This window comes from Gallibacterium genomosp. 3, assembly GCF_001678475.1.
GTDB lineage: Bacteria > Pseudomonadota > Gammaproteobacteria > Enterobacterales > Pasteurellaceae > Gallibacterium > Gallibacterium faecale.
The window spans coordinates 78,984-99,229 of sequence record NZ_JTJR01000009.1 but is presented as its reverse complement, the minus strand read 5'-3'; the positions used below and the strand labels follow the sequence as shown (position 1 = coordinate 99,229).

The window sequence follows — 20,246 nt, the reverse complement described above, 5'->3', positions numbered from 1 at the left end:
AGTACTTTTTACTGATGATTACTATATATCATTTTTTTAAGATAAATGAAGTTTTATTTCATTATTGAGAGATCAATCACAAAATTTATCAAGTGAGGTCAATTTTTAGACATTTTTTTGGAGAAAAAAATGCCCTTGTGAAGACAAGGGCAGAAGATAAAATAGAGGACAATTTATTAACTTATTCAAAGAGTTCTTGATGAAGTTTACGTACAACTTCATCAGCGTGCTCGCTCTTCACTAATAAGCAAATATTATTGGTGCTTGCACCATAGCTAATCATACGTACGTTGTATTCTTCGATTGTGTCAAATAAACGTTTTGCTACACCCGCAGCAATGTGTAAATCGTTACCAATAAGGGCTACTAATGCAAGACCTGTATCGACTTTCACAGAAGCAGTTTCACTTAATTCAGCTAATAACTCATTAGAGAGTAATTCTGCACCAGAAGAGGCAGAACCTGTCTTATCTAAAGTGAGTGCTACGCTAACTTCTGAAGTGGTAATGGTATCAACAGAAATTTTATATTTAGCCAAGATATTAAAGACATTCGCTAGGAATCCTTGAGCATGTAACATACTTAAGCTAGAAAGGGTAAGTAATATTTGATCGCGGCGTAAAGCAATTGCACGGAATAGCGGACGAGGTTGTGGATCACGAGTTACCCAAGTTCCACCTTGTTCTGGTGTTTTACTTGAACCAACATAGACTGGAATATTGCTACGTACCGCAGGGAGTAAGGTTGCTGGGTGTAATACTTTTGCTCCAAAAGTTGCCATTTCTGCAGCTTCAGCAAAACTCATGGTATCAATTTTTTTGGCGGCAGGTGCAATACGAGGGTCGGTAGTATAAATACCAGCAACATCAGTCCAGATGAGTACATCATCTGCATTTAACACTTCAGCAATTAATGCAGCTGAGTAATCGCTACCTCCGCGACCTAATGTGGTTGTTTTTCCATTTGGCGCACTGCCAATAAAACCTTGGGTAATGACAAGATCACCACGGTCGATTAATGGTTTTAATACGCGATCGCAATTTTGTTGAGTTAATTCATCATTTGGTGCGGCTTTACCATAATGCTCGTTAGTTGCAACAAGTGTTCTCACATCTACCCAAGTTGCACTTGCACCCAATTCACGTAATACTTCAGTAAAGATTAATGTTGACATCATTTCACCGTGGCTAATAATTTCATCAATCAATGCAGGTGAAGTGGCTAATGATGCAGCGTCAGATAAAGATTCGATATTATCTAATAAGCGATCTATCTCTTCACGTAATACGCTTGCATTTTTTAATTCGTCTAAAATGTTGTATTGAATTTTTCTTACTTGATCAAGGAGTGATTCCCTTTCTGCTTTTTCGCAACCATTCGCAAGGGCAACTAATAAATTGGTTACACCAGCAGAAGCAGATAAGATAACAACACGCGTATTTGGATCTGCCATTACGATTTTTGCACAAGATTGCATTGCAGCGTAATTAGCTACGCTAGTTCCTCCAAATTTTGCAACAGATAAATGAGCCATAAAAATTTCCTTAATAATGATATTGTGAATAAAAAAATGTTGCAGAAGTGTAGGAAAACTGGAAGAGATACGACATTGTGATGATGTTCAGAAGCTCTCCATCGTTTACCGATGACAGCCTTAGGGATTCAGCCCTAATAGCCGATAAACAATTTTCTGGAAAATTGTTTATCTCGGCGAAACTCCCCTGATTATTTCTCACTGGCTCCAGACCTAAAAATAACGACCTGAGTTTCGCGCCTCTCCTGCCGTAGCATTATGCTACAAAACGTGTATAGAAATACCCGCTAATTATTAGAATGTCAAATGAAATTTTAAAAATTCAATTTTTCTAATAAAATAAATTCTGTTTTTGGGAAATATTGTTGCAAATAATGTTGTAAATACTGTTGTGTATCTTGTTCAATTAATGCATCTTTTTCTGGGAATTGGTTATAAATAACGTTATGTACAGTAATATTTCTGCTTTGACAAGCCATTAAACTTAGTAGGGTGTGATTGATACTTCCCAATTTACCTGAGGTAACCAGAATTAATGGGTATTGATATTTGGCTATAAAATCAAGCGTTGTTTCTTGCTGATGATAGGGAACAGCTAATCCACCAGCACCTTCAAGTAATACATAATCGTAGCGAGTTGCTAATAATTGTGTTTTTTCAGTAATATAATCAGGATCAATTTGCTGATTCTCCATTGCTGCAGCGAGATGTGGTGAGCAAGGGTAGCGAAAGAGGTAAGGGCAAGTGATACCAGAGAGGTCTTCTTCTGTCAATGCAATTTGCTGAATTTTGCGGTGCATTAAAATATCATCAGAGTATTTTTCACAACCCGTTTGAATCATTTTTTGTGTGATAACAGAAAATCCTTGATCCATCAGTTTTTTAGCATAAACGCCAGTCGCAATGGTTTTTCCTACTTCGGTATCAATACCGCTAACGAAAAGAATTTGTCCCATATTTGTACTCCTTAAACAGGGAAAAGCAAAAATAGGGCTAACTATACTTGGATTTTATTGAGAAGCAACTTAAAAAGGGAAGGGGATCAAAAACAATAAAGCCATAGCAATGGCTATGGCTTAAACTTCAAGAGAAAAATGTGATTACTTAGAATTTATAACCTAAACCAATAAAGAAGACAGCTGGGTCTAGTGTTACACGGGTTTCTTGAGGATTACCATTAAGTTTAAAGGTTGCTTTAGTTTTGATTTTTGCCCACCAAACAGAAGTATTAAAGAATAATTTATCAGTGATTTTAATATCAATACCAGCATTTACTGCAGGACCCCAAGAATCTTTTAATTTAAGATCAGTTACAGGAGCAAATTTTGATTTTTCATTAAAAAATGTAGTGTAGTTAAGACCTGCACCGACATAAGGACGTGCTGGTGAATCTGCATTTAAGAAATAGTATTGAACATAAAGACTTGGTGGTAGATGTTTAGTTTTTGCAATAGTGTTTCCACCTAATTTTATTTCATGACTAAATGGTGTTGCCGCTAATAATTCTACCCCGATATTATCAGTAATCATATAGGTACTAGTTAAACCTAATTGTGCATTACTATTAACATCAAAATCAAATGTACCACCATTATAATTATGAGTATCAGTATTTGGTACCACTAAAATTGGACCACCACGAACAAAAATGTCGCCAGCTTGGTGAGCCATTGCTGCTGATGATGCAGCGAGTAGCGCAGTAGAAGTTGCAATTGCTAGTGCTAATTTTTTCATAGAACCCTCCTTGAATATATAGGTTTTTTGTTCTGTCATATGACTGATTCAAGATACCCCTTTTGAGTGATATGTTTTTTGATAAAAATCAATAAAAGAGGGATTAATGGGAACTTTTTGTGATACATCAAAATGAGTTAGTGTGAGGTATTACCAAGAAAATTAGCTAGATCAAGTATGATAAAGTTGCGATAGAATCCAGTGAGATAAGATAAGTGCATGATTACATTCAGGATCTTTTGCAGCATATAGCAAAGTAACGTTTTGTTGTTCTAGTTGTTGCTGGCATATTGCTAGAAAATCTTGAGATTGCGGATTTTGAGTTAATTCCTGCTGATATTGGAGTGCGAATTGTGCAAATTTCTCGGGTTGGTGGTTGAACCATTTGCGTAATGCGGGGGTTGGTGTAATCCTTTTTTCCCACAAATTGATATGAGCGTCTTCTTTTTTGATACCACGAGGCCATAAACGATCAACTAAAATGCGAAACCCATCGCTAGCTTCGATGGGTTGGTAGATTCGCTTAATTTGTAATTGATACATAATTAACAACAATAGTGTTTTTGATAAGGCATAATAGGATCCACTTCAACTGGTGGCTCAATAGGTTGTTCAGGATCAACCTTAGGCTCTTCAGATTTATCCTCTTTTTGCTGCTGTGCTTTATCATCTTCTGTTGCTGTATCTTGTTTAGCTGTTGATTGTGCTGCTTTGTTAGCTTCTTGGGAAGCACTCTCTTGGCTATCTTTCCTATTAGAAGCAGATTTATCGTTTGGCGTAGTTTCTGCTTCAGTTGGCTTATTTGTTTGTTGTTGCATTGGTGGTACCGCTTTATTTTCTACAGGGGTAACGGATTGTTCTGTTTTTCCGCTACTAGCGTTTTCTGATGGCGACACTTCTTTATTTTCTTCTGATGACTTGTCAATATTTGTCATTTTTTGCGTATTAGTTGCTTGCTTTTCTGTTTGTGCAGTGAGCGCTGCTTGAGGCTCTGATTGTTTAGTATTTTTTTCGACAAAAACCATTTGTGCAGGCATTTTCTCACCAAGTGTAATATGAGCAGATTGTGGTTTTACCTGATCTTGATTGTCTTGTTGAGTATCGGCTTTTGCTTCCTGAGCTACTTCAGCTGCTACAGTGCTAATTGCAGTTGGTGCTGTTGGATCTGCTTTTTTAGCTACATCAGTTTTAGCCATTTCAGTTTGTTTTTCTTTATCTTCACCTAATAAACGAGGTTGTAATTGTTTAAAACTGCTTTCTGAATCGAGCCAAATCGAGATAAATTGATGGTTGAAGGTTTTATCAAAATGTTCAGATAAAATTGTATCGTTCAACACAAAATAACCATCTTTTTCGAGAGCGATATAATTCAATACATCATCAGGTTTAAAATCAGGAAAGTTTTTAATTAAGCGTTTTCTAAGTTGATCAACTTCTTCTGGTTTCATTTGATCTAATGCCATTTCTTTTACCATAGAAACCGCAAAATTCTTACCTTCAACAGGTTTAGCAAATTTAATGCGTAACATAAGTGGACGTTGTTCACTACTATAAGCACCGTTCTCGGTAAAAAGAGATACAGTATAAATATGGAAAGGTCCCCAGTTATATTCTGCTTTACCAACTTGGTTCCAATCAGCAGAAGAAAACGGCGTATAAAGTAATAGTAATAAACTTAAACAAAAAGAGAAAAACTTCATCTATTTTTACCGATCATATATTGAACGCATAATATTGTGGTACGCCATTATAGCAATAAATAATGTTTGCTTAATGAAGATCTTCTTTATTTTGTTTATTTTTACAGCAAGAGATCTTCATCAGTTAGCTAAGTGATTTGTTTAATCTGAACCACGATTTTCTAAATAAAGCACTGTCGCGGCAACACGAGAATGGACATTTAATTTACGTAGTAAGTTACGAATATGCACTTTGACAGTTTCTTCAGAGATAAATAGTTGGGTTGCAATTTGTTTATTAGATAGGCCAGTAGCAATAAGTTTTAATACATCCATTTCACGATCAGTCAATAATTGCAACGGATCATTGCTAGCGTGTTGTTCTAATAAACGTTGTTTTACCGCATTGCTTAATACAACTTGACCTTCAGCAATTCTCTTTAATTGTGCTAATAAAGTATCTGGTTCTGTATCTTTTAATAAATAACCATCTGCACCCGCTTCAATTAAAGCAAAAATGTCAGAACGAGAGTCTGAAACGGTTAATACAGCAATTTTAGCATCAATATCATCTAGACGAAGTGCTTTTAATACATCTAGACCAGACATCCCTTTCATATTTAAATCTAAAATAATCATATCTGGCGATAATTTTTTCGCTAAAGCCAAACCTTCAGTACCATTGCTTGCTTCAGCTAATACTTCAAATGTTTCGTCAAGCTCTAAAAGTTGAGTAATACCTCTGCGGATAAGAGGATGATCATCAATCACTAAAATAGTTGTTTTGTTCATTATAAATGCCCCATTTGAGGAATATTGAAAAAAAATCTTGCACATACTATCACACCAAAAGGAAAAAACGTGTTCTTTTGGTGAAGAAATTTTCTTATAACTAAGAAAAAATTTGATATAGATTAAAAAATAAGGGTATCACAACTGTACAGAGAATTAACTATTAATACTCAGTTCAGAGTGATAAGGTGTAACCGTCGTTTTTCCTTGCGTATGGTGGATTTGGTAAAATTGAGGATAATTAAAATTATTCTTCGAAACTTGGAATGGTGTACTGTTTTCGCCATTAGTTGCTGCACGATAAATTCGATTAATTTCTTCAATCTTTTGACTTTTTACGCCTTCGCAGTGGTAATAAGCTTCTAGCTGATTGCTTTCATCAAGAATATAAATATTGAATGTTTTATCGGCATTATCTTCAAAGAAGAATTGCAAGAACCCTTCATTTGAATAATATTCGATAGCTTGTGGATATTTTAATTCATCATTAGTAGAAATTTTGGTTAATCCTGTTTCGGATAACAGTTCTTCCGTAATTTTTAATTTGTCACGATGGAAGAAGTTATTCCATACTTCACTTGCAACATAGAGTGTATTCAGCTGATTACTATTAATAAGATTACTGGTTTGAATATTGATACAGCGATCAATCAATTCACTAGTAAACCGGCGAATAATATTGCGGTAACGTTGGCTGTAACAAAAAACGTTTACTGATTGCAATGGCACAGAGCTACGGTAAATTTTATTAGAAAGGACTTTTAAGGCACGGAAAATAGCGCTTGGTCCTTCAAAATGTAATGTCCGAATTTCATTCCATAAATTACGGTAGGTAAAATCAATACTGCCAATTAATTTAGTTTGTTTTGCGGTTAAATTGTTAAATAAATGCTTTGGTTGTAAGCGGAAATGGTGATCAATTAATGATTCATCTTTCGTTGGATCTTGAACTAAATTTACTATAATCGCTAAATTACGAATTTCACAAGGCTGATAGAGATCATTATTGGTTGCAGGTGAAACTTCGGTTGGGAAAGTATTACGTAGATCCTCAACAAATTGTTGTAATGTTTCTAAGGAAACACTATCGCTGATAATGTGCAGGTTTGTATCCGCAGTCAGAATCCCATTGAAATATGCCCAACAGACCAGCTTATTTAAATTTGGATTATATTCAACATGGCGATTTTTCGACAAGGAAGAAATTTTTGGTTCTTGATTCAATAAGTACCAACCTTTTGCCATCACAGAATTACCTGTAGCTTCCACAAAAGTAAGCTCTTTTTCAGCAATATTGGTCGCAATAGTTGGATTGAATAATGTGACTTTTCCTGGTAATTCTTCAAAAGCAGCATAAAGTTTACGAGTCAAAATACTAATATCTTCAGGAATAATACCACCGCCAGAAATATTATATTTGCGGGCAAAATCCATTAATTGACGATAACTGCACATTAATAGTGCAACTAAACTATTATAACTGCGACGGATTTGTTTAATTTTCCAATGTTTTTTTTCATTTAACTCTTGAATTGTTTTACTATCCCACTTCCATTGATGCGCAAGTTTCATCAATAAAGTTAGACGCCAATTCCCGGTTAATTCAGCATTATCAATATCTTCACTGGCTTTAATATAAAAACAACGGCGCACGTTATCCAAACGATCGTAATCTTTAATCTTAATCAGATAGTCAGTTACCTTATCTAACATTGCCATATAAGGATCAAAATGATGTTTGACTTTGCGATCTTGCAATAAATCTAATTTAAATTGGTGAGAAATTAAACGAGTGTTTGGGAATTCCCATGAATAACATTCTAAGAGTAAAATCTTGATAACCGCTTTGTAAGGTGAATCAATTCCTTTATAGAGATTCCATAGCGTTGCTCCAAAATACTCATTTGCAGATAATCCACCTAAGCCACCAAAATCCACCCATTCATTAGGATTTAATTTGCCTTCATTGACTAATTGTTTAACGGTTTCATCATATTGAGATTCATCTTCAACAGCGAGATGCAGCCATAACAATGGGCGACCTGCAAGACGAATTGCAGAACGATAAAATTCGTCTAGCAACAGCATATATTGGCTTGAACCGCAGTTATCACTAGTTAAAGAGTCAACAGCCTGCCCACAACGAAAACGGTCTTGATCGACAAGAAACAGATTGAGTTCAACCCCAACGTTATGTGCCCATTGACAAATTAAGGCAAATTTTTGTTGTAATTTATCTAATTGTGGTTGTGTTAATGCCCTGGAAGCACATACCCATAAATCCAAGTCAGAACGTGAAGTTTGGGTAATAGACCCTAAACTTCCCATTGCATAAATACCACATAGACTGGTGGTTGGATTAGGTTGATGTTCTAATGAAAAAAGCGTGGTATTGGATAATGTAGAAGAAAGATAATTTTTTTGATAGCGATTATATTGAAAATTAACAATGCCAAAAGGTGCCCCCTCAACATACCCCGGTAATTCCGGAATATTGTGGTGCAATAAGACACAAACTAAATTCAGAACATATTGAAATTCATTTGGTGCACCTGCTAAGGCACGTTCTAAACGAATATTATCTAATTGTTCAACCTTTTTTCTGGCAACTTCTAGATTGTTCATTAGTTACGTAAAATCTCTATCTATATGGATAAATATATTACCGTCCATCGACGGCGGAAAACTTTAACACTTCTATTTCGCTTGGTAAATACTCAAGCCTAGTCAGATGAGAAGTTTTTGATTAAGCTCAATGAAGATTATTTTTCTAAGTACTGACCTGACAAGACTTAGTAACAATGATAGGATATAGCTTGATTCAAACAATGAATAATAAGTTAACCACAAAAGAGTGAATTATGCAAAAAGATGTTATCCGTATTGCAACTCGGCAAAGTCCTTTAGCCTTATGGCAAGCTAATTTTATCAAACAGCAATTAGAAAATTTATACCCTGAATTAAACGTTGAATTAGTCACAATGGTGACTAAAGGAGATGTGTTATTAGATACGCCATTGGCCAAAATTGGTGGTAAAGGGCTTTTTGTTAAAGAATTAGAACTTGCGTTATTAGAAAATCGAGCGGATATTGCAGTCCATTCAATGAAAGATGTTCCAATGCAATTTCCAGAAGGGTTACATTTAAGCGTTATTTGTGAACGGGAAGATCCTCGAGATGCATTTGTTTCTAATCAATATGCTTCATTAGAAGAGTTACCTCTACACGCAGTCGTAGGAACATCAAGTTTACGTCGCCAATGTCAGCTAAATGCCTTACGTCCTGATCTTGAGTTAAAAACATTGCGAGGCAATGTAGGAACTCGTCTTAGAAAATTAGATGAGGGAGAATATGATGCAATTATCTTGGCATCCGCAGGGTTAATTCGTTTAGGTGAACAACAACGTATTCGCAGTTTTATTGCACCAGAAAGTTCTTTACCCGCAGTGGGACAAGGCGCAGTAGGTGTCGAATGTAGAGCGGATGATGATTGGGTTAATGGCTTATTGCGTCCATTATTACACCAAGATACGTGGGATCGTGTGATTGCAGAACGTGCAATGAATAATCGTTTACAGGGGGGATGCCAAGTACCAATTGCGGGCTATGCTGTATTAGTGGGAGAACAGCTTCACTTGCGTGCTTTAGTTGGTGCAGTCGATGGCAGCGAAGTGTTAAGAGCAGAAGGAACTGCACCACGTACACAAGCAGAGCAGTTAGGCATTCAGGTGGCTGAATCGCTTTTAGCACAAGGTGCAGAAAAACTATTAGCACAGGTATTAGAATAATTTCATGGGAATTCTAGTCACACGTCCGGAAGAGTCAGGTCAACATTTGACGGCCATGTTAATTCGTGAAGGAATTGCAGCTATTCATGCTCCTTTTATTAAAATTGTGACTGGGGAGCAATTAAATCAACTGCCTCAGAAATTACAGAAGTTAAATCCAGGTGATTATGTCATTTGTGTGTCACAATATGCCGTAAATTATGCAGCACAAGTATTACAAAATACGGGATTTACTTGGCGAGCAGATTTGTACTATTTGGCAGTAGGATGTAAAACAGCTATGCGTTTAACTGAGGTTAGTCAGCAAGCTGTGAGTTATCCATTTTTGCAAGAGAATAGCGAAGGGCTATTAGCATTACCCTTAATGCAGCAATGCCAAGATAAAAATGTACTTATCTTACGTGGACAACAAGGGCGGGAGTTATTGCCTGAACAACTTACAGTGCAAGGTGCAAATGTAGAAATGGTGGCTTGTTATCATCGAGAAAGGCAAGAGTTAACAGAAACAGAATTGATGATGTTTTCTCGAGCAGGGATTGATACTATTGTGGTGACTAGTGGTGAAATTTTACGGTATTTACTGGATTTTATTCCTAAAAGTGAACATAATTGGTTAGTTAATTGTAAGTTGGTGGTGATTAGTGATCGTATTGCTCAATTAGCCAAAGAAGCTGGTTGGCAAGAAGATAAAGTGATTCTCACTGAAAAGGCTGATAATAATAGTTTATTAAAAACAATATTATCTTTTTATCCCCATTCACGAGATAAATAAACAATAGGAGTAGCAATGAAAAAACAACATGATGAAACTGATATTCAAAAAAATACAGAGATAAATGAAGAGGTTACTCCTAATAGAGGTGAAGAAAACAAAGTTGAAGCAGTAACCACTCCAAAAACTGACGCTGTTATTCATTCAGAAGATAAAAAAACAGAAAAACAATCAATGAAAGAAGAAAAGACAGTGATGACAGCAGAGCCCAAAAAAACAGATTCTGCGAAACAGAATACGACTTCAAAAGAGAATAAAGTTTCTTCTCAACCAGAACCACAAACAAAGAAATCTTCAAGCGGTAAAGGTATTGCCTTACTTGCTTTATTAGTTGCGTTAGGTGTGGGCGGTGCAGGTTATTATTTAGGCCAACAACAACTTAGCCAATTACAACAAAAAATTACCTCTCTAGAGGAAAGCCAACAAGTGGCAACTCAAGCAACACCAGCAGAAACGGTAAGTAAAGCTGATTTTGATGCAGTGAAAAATGCTCTTGTTAGTACAGCAAGCGAGTTAGAAGCAGCGAAAAATGCGTTAAGTGCATTAGAGCAAAATCGAGGTATTACTGAACAACAAATCATTGCTTTACAATCACAATTAAATAAAGCCGCTGCGGATAAAGCAGAAAGCCAACCAAATGAATGGTTGATGTCAGAAGCAGATTTTTTATTAAGTAATGCACAACGTAAGTTATTAATTGATAATGATTTAAGTACGGCAATTTCCTTACTTAAAGAAGCAGATGTTGTGTTAAATGATGTTTCTGATCCAAGAGCAATTAGTGTACGTACTGCGATTGCTCAAGATCTTAAACGTTTAGCGGATGTAAATGACGTTGATCAAAATGCAATTATGCAAAAATTATCGCAACTGGCTAATGCAGTAGATGATTTAGAAGTATTAGATCTTTCTAGTGATAATGCGACAGGTAGCGATGATGGTGAGCTTTCTGATTCAATCAGCGATTGGCGGACTAATATCGAAAAATCAGCTAATTCTTTCTTAAATCACTTTATTCGTATTCAACCAAGAGATCCTGTTGAAAAGGCATTATTAGCACCGAATCAAGATGTTTATTTACGTGAAAATATTCGATTACGCTTGCAAATTGCTTTATTAGCAGTGCCTCGTCAACAAAATGAATTGTATAAAGGATCGCTAGAAGCTGTAACTTCTTGGGTAAGAAGCTATTTCAATACAGACAGTGTATTGGTGCAACGTTTCTTACAACAGCTTGATGATCTTTCAGAACAGTCAATCTATGTTGATGCACCAAGTACCTTTGAAAGTTTGACGACTTTGGATGAAATTTTGCATAAGCAACCACACAAAATTGAAAAAGTGGAGATGAAGGCGAATTCTACCATTCTAGAGGAAAATAAAGCAGAGGAAGCTAAAGCAAAAGAAAATGCAGAGGCACAATCTCAAGCAACTGAACAGCCAAAAGCTACGCCTGAACAACCAGCCAGCCAAACTGAGGAGAGTCAGCCAGCTGCTACTGAGGCCCCAAAGAATGACACACCAGCGAAAACAGAATAGTAGGAGAAAAATATATGTTTAGAGTATTATTCTTGATGTTAATCTTGCTGGTTGGTTTTATTGCAGGGCCATATATCTCAGGTAAGCAAGGTTATGTTCGAATTCTTACAGATTCTTATAGTATTGAAATGAGCATCACAATGTTAGTAGTTTTCTTTGTGATTGCGTTAGCCGTTATCTATGGTGTTGAATGGATAATTACTCGTTTCTTCCGTCTTAGCAGTGGTACTTATAATTGGTTCTCTGTACGCAAAAGACGCAAAGCACAACAACAAATTTTGCAAGGTTTTGTGAAGATGGATGAAGGAAATTATGCAAAAGCAGAGAAATTAATTGGTAAGAATGCGAAACATTCATCAGAGCCAATCCTTAATTTTGTGAAAGCAGCAGAAGCTGCCCAACAACGTGGTGATGAATTTAGTGCCAATAAATACCTTATTGAGGCAACTGAATTAGCTGGACCTGATAATTTAATTGTAGAACTGGCCCGTACTCGCATTTTATTACGCCAAAACAAATTACCAACTGCACGTACAGCAGTCGATAGTCTATTAGTATTAGCGCCACAAAATGTAGAAGTATTACGTTTAGCGGTAACAATTTATCTCCGTTCTCATGCTTATTCAGCATTAGATAATTTATTGCCACAGATAGAAAAAAGTGGACTCTATACAGGTGATGAATTTAATCAGTTATATCATCAAGTATTAGATAGGCTATTAGATGAAAAAATGAATGAAGAAGGGGTTGAAGGATTGCTACATTGGTGGCCTGAACAATCTCGTACCCGTCGCCAAAATAGTTATGCGATTGTTGGTATGATTCGCCGTCTAATTGATAGTGATGATCATGATTCTGCGTATAGTTTGGTGCTTGATTCAGTGAAACGGATCGAAAATAACGATATGTTGGCATTCTTAAATCAAATTGCACGTTTACAGGTAGGAAATAGTGAGAAAGTCGTTAAATGGCTAGATAAAACCAGTACTAAAGGTGATTTATCCGCTAATATTGCTTGTGCTGTTGCAAGAGCAACAGGCTATTTAGCGTTACGTGCTAATCAGTTTGAGAAAGCCCGCCAAGCTTTTAGTAAAGTATTAGCGGCAGAAGATAAATCTTGTATTGATATTCAAGATTATACTGTGGCTGCATATTTAGCAGAAAAAGCAAATGATATGGCAGCGGCTCAACAAATTCGTCAGCAATGCTTAAAAGACACAATGAAAATTGAGGATAAATCTTCCGTAGCAGCGAGTGATTTATTAAGTTTAGAGAAGAAATAAATTTATCCTAAAGAAGAGAAGGGCTGTAAGAACAGCCCTTTTTAATTCAAAAAATAAAACAAAGATCAAAAAATTCCTCTTACTCTCTGCCAGGTAATTTTTTCCAAGTCACTTCATTACGTAAATAGATAGGTTCAATTTCCGTTGCGGTAACATAATTTTGTTTTTTATAAGCAGCAAGGGCAAGCGGTAACATATAGCGTGCGGTAGGAAGAGTAATTTGTGAGCGTGTTCCTGGAATTGTATTTAATGCAGAATAAGCAGCCCAACCCGTGCCTACTTTATAATGTTCTGCGCTAGTATTAGTGAGTTGCTGACAAAGTAATTCTGGGGCAATAACTTGTTCTTCTTGTATTGAATGCCAAGCCGGATAGGTGTTTCCTTCGATGTTCTCTGGTTGATAACATAATTGGCTAAAATAGACCTCATTCATTCTGGCATCAATGGCACTTAATACCTGTGTAGCCTGTTCTGTTTCATAAGCAGCTTGTGCCATAGCCGTTAATGTAGAAATTGGGTAGATTGGTAATTCTGCACCTAAAGCTAAGCCTTGAGCCACAGAAACACCTACTCTAACGCCAGTAAAACTACCTGGACCACGTCCTAGAACTAGCCCATCCAGTTGAGATAGTTGTAAACCAGATTGTTGTAATAGTTGATCAACCATAGGTAAGATGCGTTGTGTATGGGTACGTTGTGCAATCTCTTCTAAATAGGTTAATTCACCACGGTATAAAAGAGCCACAGAGCAAGCCTCAGTTGAAGTATCTAATGCTAATAAAGTTGGTTTCATCATTGTTGGTTCCTAATTTGTTGTAGGAAGTGAATTACTTTATTCAGATCGCGGGTACGTTGTGCTGGAGGCAAACTTTTCAAAAAAAGTTGTCCATAAGGACGCATTACCATCCGAGCATCACAAATAACAATAACACCTCGATCGTGAACATCACGAATTAAACGACCTACACCTTGTTTTAAGGTAATAATGGTTTCTGGAATTTGAATATCATTAAAAGGATCACCGCCCTGTAAACGGCAATCTTCTAGACGTGCTTTTAATAATGGTTCGTCAGGGGAAGCAAAAGGTAGCTTATCAATAATAACTAATGATAAAGCATTACCTCGCACATCTACACCTTCCCAAAAACTTTGAGTTGCAACTAATACGCTATGTTTATTACTAACGAATTGCTGTAATAACTGAGTTTTACTGGTTTCACCTTGTAACAAAATATTTAAGTTGCTATATTGGCGAAAATATTCAGCAAATCCTTTCATCATAAAATTAGAGGTACAAAGTACAAAACAATTACCCTGATTTGCTTCAATCACCGGTAACAGCATGGTTGCTAGTTGTTCTAAAGTATGATGCTGATTACTTGCTGGTAAGTAACGGGGGATACACAATAAAGCCTGTTCTGGGTAATTAAAAGGGCTGTGCAAAATTTTCTTTTTAGCATTGGTAATACCTAAATTGGCTGCATAATGTGTAAAATTATCACCAGAATCTAAGGTAGCAGAAGTAAAAATCCAAGCAGCATGCTGTTTTTCTACTTGTTGTTGAAATTTATCTGCAATCGTTAATGGCGTAATATGTAAGCTAAATTGTTTACCAAATGTTTCATACCAATAGCAGTAACCGACTTGTTCTACTTGCTGTAAACGTGCGATTAATAGTAATAACTCTTCGATACGCTCAATCAATTTATCTAAATTATCAGAACGTTTTTCGCCCACTTTTGCTATGTCTAATAAAATGGTCAGCTTATCTTGTAAGAATTGAAATTCTTTGCGGATTTTTTCTTGAGAGAATAATTGGCGGAGATCGCCGCGTTGATTTTCAACACCAAAAGCTAACCGAAAGTCTTGAATCACTTTTTGTACTACATCGGTGGCTTTGCCTAACTGTGCCATATCTTTAAGCTCAGTACGATAAACTAAATTCAGATCTCGACATAAATCAAATAGTTGGCGAGAACTAAGCGTTTGTCCAAAATATTGACAGGCAATTGTCGGTAATTGATGTGCCTCATCAAAAATAATCACCTTAGCTTGAGGGATCAATTCTCCAAAGCCATTTTCTTTAATTGCCATATCAGCAAAGAAAAGGTGATGATTAATCACTACTAGATCCGCATCTAATGCTTTTTTACGTGCTTTTAATACAAAGCACTCTTCATAAAAAGGGCAATCAGATCCTAAGCAGCTTTCTGTGGTACTAACAATTTGAGGAATTAAGGGACTATCTTCTGATAATGCAGTACATTCACTAAGATCACCATTTTTCGTGTGATTGCGCCATTTCTGAATTGCTTTGAAATCTTTTAACAAGCTATTATCACCAACCATTCCACGATGATAAATTCTGTCTAGACGATCTAAACAGAGATAATTTGCTCGCCCTTTTAGTAGTGCAATTTTGCCACTAAATCCCATTGCTTTGCTAATTGTAGGAAGGTCACGTTGAAATAGTTGGTCTTGTAAATTTTTTGAGCCAGTAGAAATAATCGCTTTTTGCTTACTCAATAATGTTGGAATGAGATAGGCGAACGTTTTTCCAGTTCCTGTTCCTGCTTCAACAATTAATTGTGACTGATCTTCAATAGTATCCAAAACAGCATTTGCCATTTCAATTTGCTCCACTCTAGGTTGGAATTGCTGTATGGATTGGCTTAATAAACCATCAGATGAGAAGATTTTTTGTAGTTGTTGTTTTTTCGACATTTTACAAGCTATTTTTTAGAAAAGTTTTAACTATCTCAATAAAAGAGGCAATTTTGAGATTATAACTTTTTTTCATTGACTAATCGATCTATCCTAAGCCCGATATTTTTATGATAAATATTTGAGGTTAAATAATGACATTTTCACTTTTTAATAAAATGGAGTTTGTTGAGCAAATTCATCCTAATATTTCCCTGCAACGTTATAACGAAATTTCTATGATCGTGGTAGAACATGAAACTGGTCGAGCAATTATCTCTTTACAAGGTGCACAATTATTAAGTTGGCAGCCAAAATCAGCTACACAAGATTTATTATGGCTTAGCGAAGCTGAACCATTTAAAGCGGGTGTTGCTATTCGTGGTGGTGTGCCGCTTTGTTATCCATGGTTTGGTGCCGTAAAACAACCAGCACACGGCTTTGCTCGAATTAGCCAATGGGTATTAAGTGATTGGCAAGTAAGTGAGCATGAAGTGAAACTAATTTTTGGGTTATATTCAGAAAATAATATTGCAATTGCACGCGTAAGAATGGCTTTTGCAGAAGATTGTCGAGTTAAATTTACTCAGCTAAATAATAGTGAAGCACAAGTTGCATTGCATACCTATTTCAATATTGGTGATATTGAACAAACAACAATTTTTGGTTTACCAAAACAATGCATGGATAAAGTCGCTAATCAAGTCGTAGAAGTTCCATCCCCATTAACGATTGGTAAACAGACCGATTATGTTTATTCTGGCGAAAATCGGATTAATCATATTGAAGATAAAGCACATAAACGCTTTATTGAAGTGGAACATCATAATGCAAGTAATGTTGTGGTTTGGAATCCTTGGACTACAACAACCAGTGCAATGACTGCAACAGGCTACAAAACAATGCTTTGTGTAGAAACTGCACGTGTTGATGAAACCTTGAAACAGGGTGAATCGTTAGAAATGCGAATTACACAGCAATAAAAAAGAAGCGGGCAATCATTATGATTGCCCTTATTTTTATTATTGATTTTGTTTTTTAGTTAATGGCTTACCACGTACTTCCCCAGTTAAGGTTTGCAAGAAAGCGACTAAATCCTCAATTTGATCATCAGGTAAAGTTTTACCTAATTGGTATTTAAGTACAATTTTTACAGCTTCATGAAGGTTATCAGTTCTTGCATCATGAAAATAAGGTGCTGTTAATGCGATATTCCGTAATGTTGGAACTTTAAAACGATATTTATCTATTTCTTGTTTTGTTTGGTTATAGCGCCCAAGGTCAGCAGTTGTTTCTGGTGTTCCCCGATCTTTAATATAATCAGCATAAATCCCCATTACTTCAAAAGAATTTCCACCCATATTGATACCACTATGACAAGTATCACAGCGGTTTTCTTTAAATAATTGGTAACCACGCTGTTGTTGATCATTTAATGCGGACGTATCACCTTTTAAATAACGATCAAATGGACTATTTGGCGTAATTAATCGTTTTTCAAATTCAGCAATAGCATCTGTCATATTAGCCTTAGTGAGTTCTGGATAAACTTGTAAAAAGAGATCGAGAAATTGACGATCTTGGGCAAATTTTTGCTCAATTTCTTGCCAATCGTGATATCCCATTTCCACTGGGTTTAGTGGTGGTTCAGCGGCTTGTGCAGCCAAGTTTGCGGCACGACCATCCCAAAATTGGGAAGTATTAAACACGGCGTTATAAACAGTAGGGGCGTTAATAACGCCTTTTTGCCCATGAATGCCAGTGGAAGTTGGTAATCCATCAACACCGCCATTATCTAGCAAATGACAACTAAAACAGGTAATAGAATTATCAAATGATAAACGTCCATCAGTAAATAACATACCGCCAATCATCACTTTTCTAAAATCCACTGGAAGCATAGCAAGGATAGGTTGAATAAAGGTCTGTGAATCTGTGTTAGGAAGTTTTTGCTGATGTTGTTGAGTTAGCCATTGATTCAATGTTGTTTGTTCTTGTTGATTTAATTGATAAGGTAACTTGGCATGAATATCGGTAGCTTGTTGATAATGAGTTAAAAAATATTGCAATTTTGCGATATCAGCGATTGTGATCTGTTCTGGTTGTTGTAAGTTGTCAGTAATTTGATTAGTTAGGAAACTTTTTTGACCAATTTTGATATTGCGTACTGTTTCAGGATCTAGATTATTAGTTTCAACTGTTGCAGTATGACAATCAATACAATGTTTATCAGTGAAGATTTTATTTATCTCAAGAGCAGTTAATTGCTGTTGTGCTTGGGTAAGATCATGGTCAGCTGTATTAGAGGTATCTGCAAAGGAAAATGTACTTAAAACCAAAAGAGAAGTAGTGAGTAAAGTTGTTTGAACTGTTTTCATAGTGATAATAAATAACTAAAAAGCTTTTTGCGTTATTAAAGAAAATTCCAATCAAAAGCACAATAATGGGAAAGAGGTAATTATAGCAGGAAGTGGAATTTGTTTGATCTAGGTCAGTGAGGAAATAGAATTTAGTTTAACTAGTAAAAGAATGTATTGAATTAAAAAATGATTTATATATTCATGTCTAGTCTAGAACATCGGGATAAAATATGGAATCTGTATGTTGATACAGGTAAAAAAGAAAAAGCCTTTCGAGTAATTACGAAAGGCTTTGGAAAGTATTTTGGTGCTCTGGGCGAGACTTGAACTCGCACGTCCTACAGACACTACCCCCTCAAGATAGCGTGTCTACCAATTCCACCACCAGAGCGAAATTCTTATTTTGGAATATCTTGATTTTGTTCTTGTTTTACTGGTAATTCAGTTGCTGGTTTAGCAGCATCTTGTTTTTGTACTTCTTGAGCAACACCAGAAAGATCATCAAAAGTTCCAACTGGTTTTGCTGAATGTGCTGTTAAATTACCTAATAATAAACTAATTGCGAAAAATAAAATGGCTAAGATAGTTGTAGTACGAGTTAAAAAGTTACCTGCACCACTTGCACCAAATACGGTACCTGATGCACCAGCACCAAATGAGGCACCCATATCCGCACCTTTACCTTGTTGTACAAGGATAAAGCCGATTAATGCAATCGCAATAAGTGGATAAATAATTAAAAGAATTTGATACATTGTTAATCACACATTTAATTAAAATTTCAGCTTAGCATGTAACACTAAGCACAACGGCGTGCAATATTATAAGATTAGCCCTAGCAGTGCAAGTGTTTTTCCATTGATATTGCTTGATTGATAAAAAAATGAGCGATAGCGCTAAAAGAGGAAAAAGTTCTCAACTTTTGTCTTGTTTCTCAGAATAAAAAAGTGTAATTTTATCGTTACATTTGGTGTATATAAATATTTACAAGGTGTTTTAAAATGAGAAAAGACAGTATTCACAATGTGCACATTGTTGATGAAAAAGTGTTAATCACTCCCGATGAATTAAAAGCAAAATTACCACTAGAAAATCCACTAAGACAAAATATTGAACGTTATCGTCAAGAAATTGCAGAGATCGTTCACCGTCAAGATAATCGCTTATTAGTGGTTTGTGGTCCTTGCTCAATTCACGATATCCCCGCTGCACTAGAGTATGCGAAAAAATTAAAAGCGTTATCTGATGAAGTAAAAGATCAACTATATATTGTGATGCGAGTTTATTTTGAAAAACCAAGAACCACTGTTGGTTGGAAAGGATTAATTAATGATCCAAATCTCGATGGGACTTTTGATGTAGAGAAAGGTTTACATTTGGCAAGAAAGTTATTGTTAGATTTAGGTGAAATGGGGCTGCCATTAGCCACAGAAGCTTTAGATCCAATTACACCACAATATTTAGCAGATTTATTCAGTTGGTCCGCAATTGGGGCAAGAACAACTGAATCACAAACTCACCGTGAACTCGCTTCAGGATTATCAATGGCAGTTGGATTTAAAAATGGTACAGACGGTAGTTTAGCAACAGCAATTAATGCGTTAAAAGCAGCTTCCCAAGAACATAGCTTTATCGGAATTAATCAACAAGGACAGGTAAATTTATTGCATACTGGTGGAAACCCAGATGGACATATTATTTTACGTGGTGGGAAAACACCAAATTATCAAGCTGAATTTATTAAACAAAGTGAGATTGAATTAGAAAAAGCAGGGCTAGAACAGTCAATTATGGTTGATTGTAGTCATGGTAATTCTAATAAAGATTATCGTCGCCAGCCGATTGTGGCAGAAGATATCCTACAACAAATTGTTGCTGGTAATCGTTCTATTACCGGTATTATGCTAGAAAGTAACCTCAATGCGGGTAACCAAAGTGCAGAACAACCAAAAGAAACTATGCAATATGGTGTTTCAATCACCGATGCGTGCATTGACTGGCAGACAACAGAAACATTATTACGTAAAATACACGCTACTTTATCTCAATTAGATCGATAAAT

17 protein-coding genes, 1 tRNA gene and 1 riboswitch are annotated in these 20,246 nt (G+C 36.0%); of the genes, 6 read left to right on the top strand and 12 right to left on the bottom strand.

Going from position 1 to position 20,246, the window contains the following annotated elements:
- Positions 1 to 181: 181 nt before the first annotated feature.
- The 7 genes from lysC to QV06_RS02400 all read right to left on the bottom strand — a co-directional run bounded on the left by lysC (position 182) and on the right by QV06_RS02400 (position 8,364).
- Positions 182 to 1,534 (bottom strand): lysine-sensitive aspartokinase 3, encoded by a 1,353-nt coding sequence (lysC, locus tag QV06_RS02430; protein ID WP_065236785.1) that lies wholly within the window; start codon positions 1,532 to 1,534, stop codon positions 182 to 184.
- An 83-nt stretch (positions 1,535 to 1,617) separates the two neighbouring features.
- A riboswitch (Lysine riboswitch) is annotated at positions 1,618 to 1,787 on the bottom strand.
- A gap of 61 nt (positions 1,788 to 1,848) precedes the next feature.
- The gene (bioD, locus tag QV06_RS02425; RefSeq protein WP_065236784.1) at positions 1,849 to 2,490 is read right to left on the bottom strand and encodes a dethiobiotin synthase; all 642 of its coding nucleotides are present in this window, start codon (positions 2,488 to 2,490) and stop codon (positions 1,849 to 1,851) included.
- A 148-nt stretch (positions 2,491 to 2,638) separates the two neighbouring features.
- Positions 2,639 to 3,268: an OmpW family outer membrane protein gene (locus QV06_RS02420; RefSeq protein WP_065236783.1), complete on the bottom strand. Its 630-nt coding sequence runs from the start codon at positions 3,266 to 3,268 to the stop codon at positions 2,639 to 2,641.
- A gap of 171 nt (positions 3,269 to 3,439) precedes the next feature.
- A complete protein-coding gene (locus QV06_RS02415; RefSeq protein ID WP_065236782.1) occupies positions 3,440 to 3,811 on the bottom strand; it encodes a DUF488 domain-containing protein in 372 nt (123 codons plus the stop codon).
- Between the two features lie 2 nt (positions 3,812 to 3,813).
- Positions 3,814 to 4,968 carry a hypothetical protein gene (locus tag QV06_RS02410; RefSeq protein WP_065236781.1) on the bottom strand — a complete coding sequence of 385 codons (1,155 nt, stop codon included), beginning with the start codon at positions 4,966 to 4,968 and terminating at the stop codon, positions 3,814 to 3,816.
- Between the two features lie 141 nt (positions 4,969 to 5,109).
- Positions 5,110 to 5,742 (bottom strand): response regulator, encoded by a 633-nt coding sequence (locus QV06_RS02405; protein WP_209435870.1) that lies wholly within the window; start codon positions 5,740 to 5,742, stop codon positions 5,110 to 5,112.
- 153 nt (positions 5,743 to 5,895) lie between these two features.
- A complete protein-coding gene (locus tag QV06_RS02400; protein ID WP_065236779.1) occupies positions 5,896 to 8,364 on the bottom strand; it encodes a class I adenylate cyclase in 2,469 nt (822 codons plus the stop codon).
- A 236-nt stretch (positions 8,365 to 8,600) separates the two neighbouring features.
- Between QV06_RS02400 and hemC the strand changes: the two genes are divergently transcribed.
- The 4 genes from hemC to QV06_RS02380 are packed head-to-tail and all read left to right on the top strand — an operon-like array spanning position 8,601 to position 13,121.
- Positions 8,601 to 9,527 (top strand): hydroxymethylbilane synthase, encoded by a 927-nt coding sequence (hemC, locus tag QV06_RS02395; RefSeq protein ID WP_065236778.1) that lies wholly within the window; start codon positions 8,601 to 8,603, stop codon positions 9,525 to 9,527.
- Between the two features lie 4 nt (positions 9,528 to 9,531).
- On the top strand, positions 9,532 to 10,299 hold the full coding sequence (locus QV06_RS02390) for a uroporphyrinogen-III synthase (protein ID WP_065236777.1): 768 nt from the start codon (positions 9,532 to 9,534) through the stop codon (positions 10,297 to 10,299).
- 15 nt (positions 10,300 to 10,314) lie between these two features.
- Entirely contained in the window at positions 10,315 to 11,838 is a 1,524-nt protein-coding gene (locus tag QV06_RS02385) for a uroporphyrinogen-III C-methyltransferase (RefSeq protein WP_065236776.1), read from the top strand.
- A 14-nt stretch (positions 11,839 to 11,852) separates the two neighbouring features.
- Positions 11,853 to 13,121 carry a heme biosynthesis protein HemY gene (locus QV06_RS02380; protein WP_065236775.1) on the top strand — a complete coding sequence of 423 codons (1,269 nt, stop codon included), beginning with the start codon at positions 11,853 to 11,855 and terminating at the stop codon, positions 13,119 to 13,121.
- A 79-nt stretch (positions 13,122 to 13,200) separates the two neighbouring features.
- Here QV06_RS02380 and tsaB read toward each other — a convergent pair whose 3' ends face one another.
- Both tsaB and QV06_RS02370 read right to left on the bottom strand, forming a co-directional pair.
- Positions 13,201 to 13,917 carry a tRNA (adenosine(37)-N6)-threonylcarbamoyltransferase complex dimerization subunit type 1 TsaB gene (tsaB, locus tag QV06_RS02375; RefSeq protein WP_065236774.1) on the bottom strand — a complete coding sequence of 239 codons (717 nt, stop codon included), beginning with the start codon at positions 13,915 to 13,917 and terminating at the stop codon, positions 13,201 to 13,203.
- Positions 13,914 to 15,845 carry an ATP-dependent DNA helicase gene (locus tag QV06_RS02370; protein WP_065236773.1) on the bottom strand — a complete coding sequence of 644 codons (1,932 nt, stop codon included), beginning with the start codon at positions 15,843 to 15,845 and terminating at the stop codon, positions 13,914 to 13,916. Before QV06_RS02370 ends, tsaB begins: the two co-directional genes overlap by 4 nt.
- Before the next feature lie 134 nt (positions 15,846 to 15,979).
- On the opposite strand from QV06_RS02370, the gene QV06_RS02365 reads away from it, so the two are divergent.
- On the top strand, positions 15,980 to 16,807 hold the full coding sequence (locus QV06_RS02365; RefSeq protein WP_065236772.1) for a D-hexose-6-phosphate mutarotase: 828 nt from the start codon (positions 15,980 to 15,982) through the stop codon (positions 16,805 to 16,807).
- A 39-nt stretch (positions 16,808 to 16,846) separates the two neighbouring features.
- On the opposite strand, the gene QV06_RS02360 is transcribed toward QV06_RS02365, so the two are convergent.
- The 3 genes from QV06_RS02360 to secG all read right to left on the bottom strand — a co-directional run bounded on the left by QV06_RS02360 (position 16,847) and on the right by secG (position 18,939).
- A complete protein-coding gene (locus QV06_RS02360) occupies positions 16,847 to 18,202 on the bottom strand; it encodes a cytochrome-c peroxidase (RefSeq protein ID WP_065236771.1) in 1,356 nt (451 codons plus the stop codon).
- 287 nt (positions 18,203 to 18,489) lie between these two features.
- Positions 18,490 to 18,575: transfer RNA gene (locus tag QV06_RS02355), tRNA-Leu, on the bottom strand.
- A gap of 7 nt (positions 18,576 to 18,582) precedes the next feature.
- Complete coding sequence (gene secG / locus QV06_RS02350) at positions 18,583 to 18,939, bottom strand: preprotein translocase subunit SecG (protein ID WP_065236770.1); 357 nt, start codon at positions 18,937 to 18,939, stop codon at positions 18,583 to 18,585.
- A 246-nt stretch (positions 18,940 to 19,185) separates the two neighbouring features.
- Here secG and QV06_RS02345 point away from each other — a divergent pair, with 246 nt between their 5' ends.
- Positions 19,186 to 20,244: a 3-deoxy-7-phosphoheptulonate synthase gene (locus QV06_RS02345; RefSeq protein WP_065235068.1), complete on the top strand. Its 1,059-nt coding sequence runs from the start codon at positions 19,186 to 19,188 to the stop codon at positions 20,242 to 20,244.
- Positions 20,245 to 20,246: the final 2 nt, after the last annotated feature.